General features: G+C 51.0%; 2 protein-coding genes and 1 pseudogene. 1 reads left to right on the forward strand and 2 read right to left on the reverse strand.

Annotated features, from left to right (window positions below; all coding sequences use genetic code 11):
• Together trpS and QNK41_RS13415 are read right to left on the reverse strand one after the other, a co-directional pair.
• Positions 1–986, reverse strand: a 986-nt coding sequence (gene trpS / locus QNK41_RS13410; RefSeq protein ID WP_319257746.1) for a tryptophan--tRNA ligase, incomplete at its 3' end; no start/stop codon positions are given.
• Positions 987–1085: 99 nt separating this feature from the next.
• Complete coding sequence (locus QNK41_RS13415; RefSeq protein ID WP_319257748.1) at positions 1086–3782, reverse strand: CBS domain-containing protein; 2697 nt, start codon at positions 3780–3782, stop codon at positions 1086–1088.
• Between the two features lie 248 nt (positions 3783–4030).
• On the opposite strand from QNK41_RS13415, the pseudogene QNK41_RS13420 reads away from it, so the two are divergent.
• Positions 4031–4291: pseudogene (locus QNK41_RS13420) on the forward strand (hypothetical protein); the annotation flags it as partial.

Here is a 4291-nt window from a genome sequence, read left to right on the forward strand (position 1 = left end):
TTGATCCGTACGGCCGCCCTCACCTGAGCCATGGTTTCCCTCGCCACCGCCCGTGCTTTTTGGCTGCCGAGGGCGATGATCTCTTTGACTTGTTCGGGTTTGGCTTTAAAATGCGCCCGCCGTTCGTGGAGGGGTGCCATGGCGCTGATCAGATTTGTGGCCATTATTTTTTTGCACTCGACGCATCCGATCTCTGCGTTGCGGCACTGTGGGTCGATGGTCTCGCATGTTTCCGTGCCCGAATAGATTTTGTGAAATTCGAACACATTGCAGACGTCCGGGTTGCCCGGATCGGATCGGCGCATGCGCTGGGGGTCGGTGATCATCTGGGACACTTTTTTGGCGATTTCATCCGGCGTATCGGAAAGGTAGATGGCATTGTTGTAGGACTTGCTCATCTTGCGCCGGTCCAGGCCTAAAATCTTGGATGTCTGGGTCAGGATGGCTTCCGGTTCGGGAAATACGTCGCCGTACAGAAAATTGAACCGCCGGGCAATTTCACGGGTTATTTCCACGTGGGGCACCTGGTCGATGCCCACCGGCACGCCGTTGGCCTTGTACATGATTATGTCCGCCGCCTGGAGGACCGGGTATCCGAGAAATCCGAAGGTGGAAAGGTCCTTGTTTTCGATCTGAACGATCTGGTCCTTGTAGGTCGGGTTTCTTTCCAGCCATGGCACCGGGGTGATCATGGAAAGAAACAGGAACAGCTCGGCATGTTCCGGAATCAGCGACTGAACGAACAGGGTGCTTTTTTCCGGATCGAGACCGGCACTGAGCCAATCGATTATCATTTCATTGACATAACCGGTAATGGCGCCGGGGTTTTCGTAGTCGCTGGTCAGGGCGTGCCAGTCGGCAATGAAGAAAAAACAGTCGTATTCGTCCTGCATGCCGACCCAGTTGTTGAGCGCGCCGTGCAGATTGCCCAGATGCAGCGGGCCGGTAGGCCGCATACCGCTTAAAATTCGTTTCTTGGAACTCATGAATACATCTCCTGATCGGTGGTTTGGCTGCCGCCGGTTATTGTTCAAACCCGATATACTAAACGGAAGGCGGCATGCAATCAAGAAAAATGTGATCCGTCAGGCCGGCGACCGTCGACCCTTTAACTTCGACATGTTGCTTCTGATGAAAGCCAGCTCATCCTCATGGGTTTTGACCAATCCGTTGAGTTTGGCTTCCAGGAGCGCCTGGAGCAATTTGCTGAATACGGGGCCTGGTGCCAGGCCCATGCCCAATAGGTCTTTTCCGGAGACAGTGATGGCCACATTGCGCAGCCGGGTATGGTAGAGCGAGATTCGTTTTTTGGCGATTTCGGAACCGGTGCAAACCATCATGTACAGGATCACTTCCGTTTTGAATGCTTTGAGCAGGTTGTAGACGTCCGCGTTGCTGATGCGTTTATGCCATTCCAGTCGAGTGACCTGTTGCGCTGCATGAATGCGGTTTTCACCAAACATCGTGGCATAACGCGGCGCGATGGTCAGGTGCTGACAAATTTCATGCGTGGTTTGCAGATCGGTGTGGCGGATCAAGGCCATGAAAAAAACGGCCCAGCGCTCATAGGGCTCATCAATGAAGAGCAGGTCGTGCCAGTCAGTTACCTTCTTGGTGGTATCAAGCAGGTGCTTTAAATCGCTTTCTATTATTATTCCCGGATGAATCACCTTCAACAGATTGTAATCCATCAGCCTTATAATAGTCGGCGCAGGGTTTTCTTCCTTGAGGATCAACTTGAGCTCCGCATATACCCGTTTGCCGGCAAGGCGCTTGAAAAATTCCATTTTTACGGCATTGTCGATCAGGCTCGAAGTGAGTTTGCCGATAGTGAAATCAAACCGCTGCTCGAACCGCAGGGCCCTGAATACCCGCGTTGGATCTTCCACAAAACTCAGGTTGTGCAGCACCCTCAGGGTTTTGTCCTTGATATCCTTCTGAGCGGAGAAGAAATCGATGAGCCTGCCGAATTTCCCCGGGTTGAGCTGAATGGCCAGTGTGTTAATGGTGAAATCCCTGCGAAACATGTCCATCTTGATCGAGCTCATTTCAACGACCGGCAGTGATGCCGGAAACTGGTAATATTCCATGCGCGCAGAGGCGATATCGATTTTAAAGCCGTCGGGGAATATAATCACGGCGGTTCCAAATTTCTGATGTGTGTGGGTTCTTGCCCCGAATGCCTGGGCGAATGTTTTGGCGAATGCGATTCCGTTTCCTTCGATGACCACATCGATATCTTCATTTTTTCTGTACAGGAACAGATCCCGGACAAATCCGCCTACCACGTAAGCACTGCAGTCCAACTGACTGGCGGTTTCACCCAGTTGGACAAGGGTTTTCATCATGTGTTTGGAAAGACGTTCCCGCAAGAAATTGTTCACCATCCGCAAGCGTTTATTGCTGGATTTGTCGTCCAAGATTGAAAATTCCTGGTTTGCGGGCCGATTCTGCTGGACCAGGGTGTTGAGCAGGTCTGTACGGGTGATAACCCCCACCACCTGGCCATCTTCCACGACCGGCAGAATTCGTTGTTTGTTCCCGATGATCTTATCCTGTATTTCAACGACATCTGCATCTGGATGCACGTGGGATATCTCGGTGCTCATGTATTCGCGGATCGGAATCGTCTCCAGGTGATGAAACAATGCTTTTTCGATGACCTGCCGGGTGATGTAACCGGTAAAGCCCATGGCGTTTGGGCTGCTTTCGGCAACCAGCAGGGCATTGATGTTGTAGCGGGTCACCAGGGCCTTGGCTTCCTTGCAGGTGGTCTCCTCATTTGCCATGATGGCCGGTGAAGACATCAGGTTCCGGGCCAGACGTCTGGGGTTGATCTTCGCGTAAAGGGCCTTGAAAAGCAGCTGCTCAGTCTGAGCGATGGTTTTTCCCTTGACGGTTGCCGCGGCGGCCGACGGGTGGCCCCCCCCTCCGATTTGGTCCAAAATATCACCCACGTCGACATCATCCGTACGGCTTCTGGCCACGACGTAAACTTTGTTTTCCATCTGCCCCAGGGCAAAAATAGCGTCGATGTTTTCCATTTTGGCCATTTTCTGGACAAGGAACGAAAAGTCGGGGAAATAGTTGTCTGTGGTCACACTGGTCAGTACGAGATCAACCCCTTTGATCACATAGTGCCTGGACGCCTGAATCATATCGTTTAGCAGCCCGATTTGTTCGGGGTTGAACTCCCGGGTGATCATGCTTGAAATAACGTTTAGGTTGGCACCCCTTGAAAGCAGATACGCGGCTGCAATGAAGTCTTTTTCAGTCGTCGACGGAAAAGAAAATGATCCGGTATCTTCATAGATTCCCAAACACATGATGGTGGCCTCTTCAGGCGTGATGGGGATGTTTTTCTCCCGCAGAATGTCCGACAGGATGGTCACCGTGGCACCGGTCAACATATGATATTCTCTGTCCGCCCGAATATCATCGTCGTGTTTGGGATGGTGATCATAAATATGGACTTCCAGCTCTGGATTGTCCAGGACCCGGCACAGTTCACCAATCCGGTTCTTTCGCCGGGTGTCAACCAGAACCAGCCTGGTAACCGCTGAGAAGTCGATTTTTCCCAGTTCTGCGATGTTGAAAAGATAGACCATGGATTGAATGAAAAAATTCCTCAGGTTTTTTTCCTGGGATCCGGGAAATACCACCAACGCGTCTGGGTAAAGCTTCTGGGCGGCAAGCATTGAGGCCATGGCATCGAAATCAGCATTTACGTGGCTGGTGATGATGGTCAGCGATCGCCTGCCCGGGTTGGTTTTGCCAATCATAACCAAATTGATGCCAGCCTTTCTAAATTATTTAGTGTCCATCCATAAACGGCTATTTTGCCCGATATCTGCGTTGCGCTCAAAATTTTATCCTCGGAATATCAACCATATGCTTGCGATAAAATTTTTCGCGCGCCTTGATCTCGACCAAAATCCCTCGTTTCTGGACGAACACTATTTAAATGCGAGAATTGTATGCTGTTGGTTCCATTTTTGCAAGAATACCAAACGGGTCACACGGGTTTTGGATGATCGACCAAAATGCCATCCACACCCTGAAACTAAATAAGTTATTGTTGTTTATAGCCTTTTATGGTAGCCAAGTGGCAATTCAATTTGCCGATAAAAAGACAATGCGCCCTGATTGCAAAATGATATACAAGACCCTGTTCGGCCCGGTTCCATCACGCCGTCTGGGTATTTCGCTCGGTGTGGATCTTGTGCCCCACAAGACCTGTAACCTGGATTGCGTATATTGTGAGTGTGGCGCCACGACCCACCTGACCATG

The organism is Desulfosarcina sp., assembly GCF_033791525.1.
In the GTDB taxonomy this organism is placed as follows: domain Bacteria; phylum Desulfobacterota; class Desulfobacteria; order Desulfobacterales; family Desulfosarcinaceae; genus Desulfosarcina.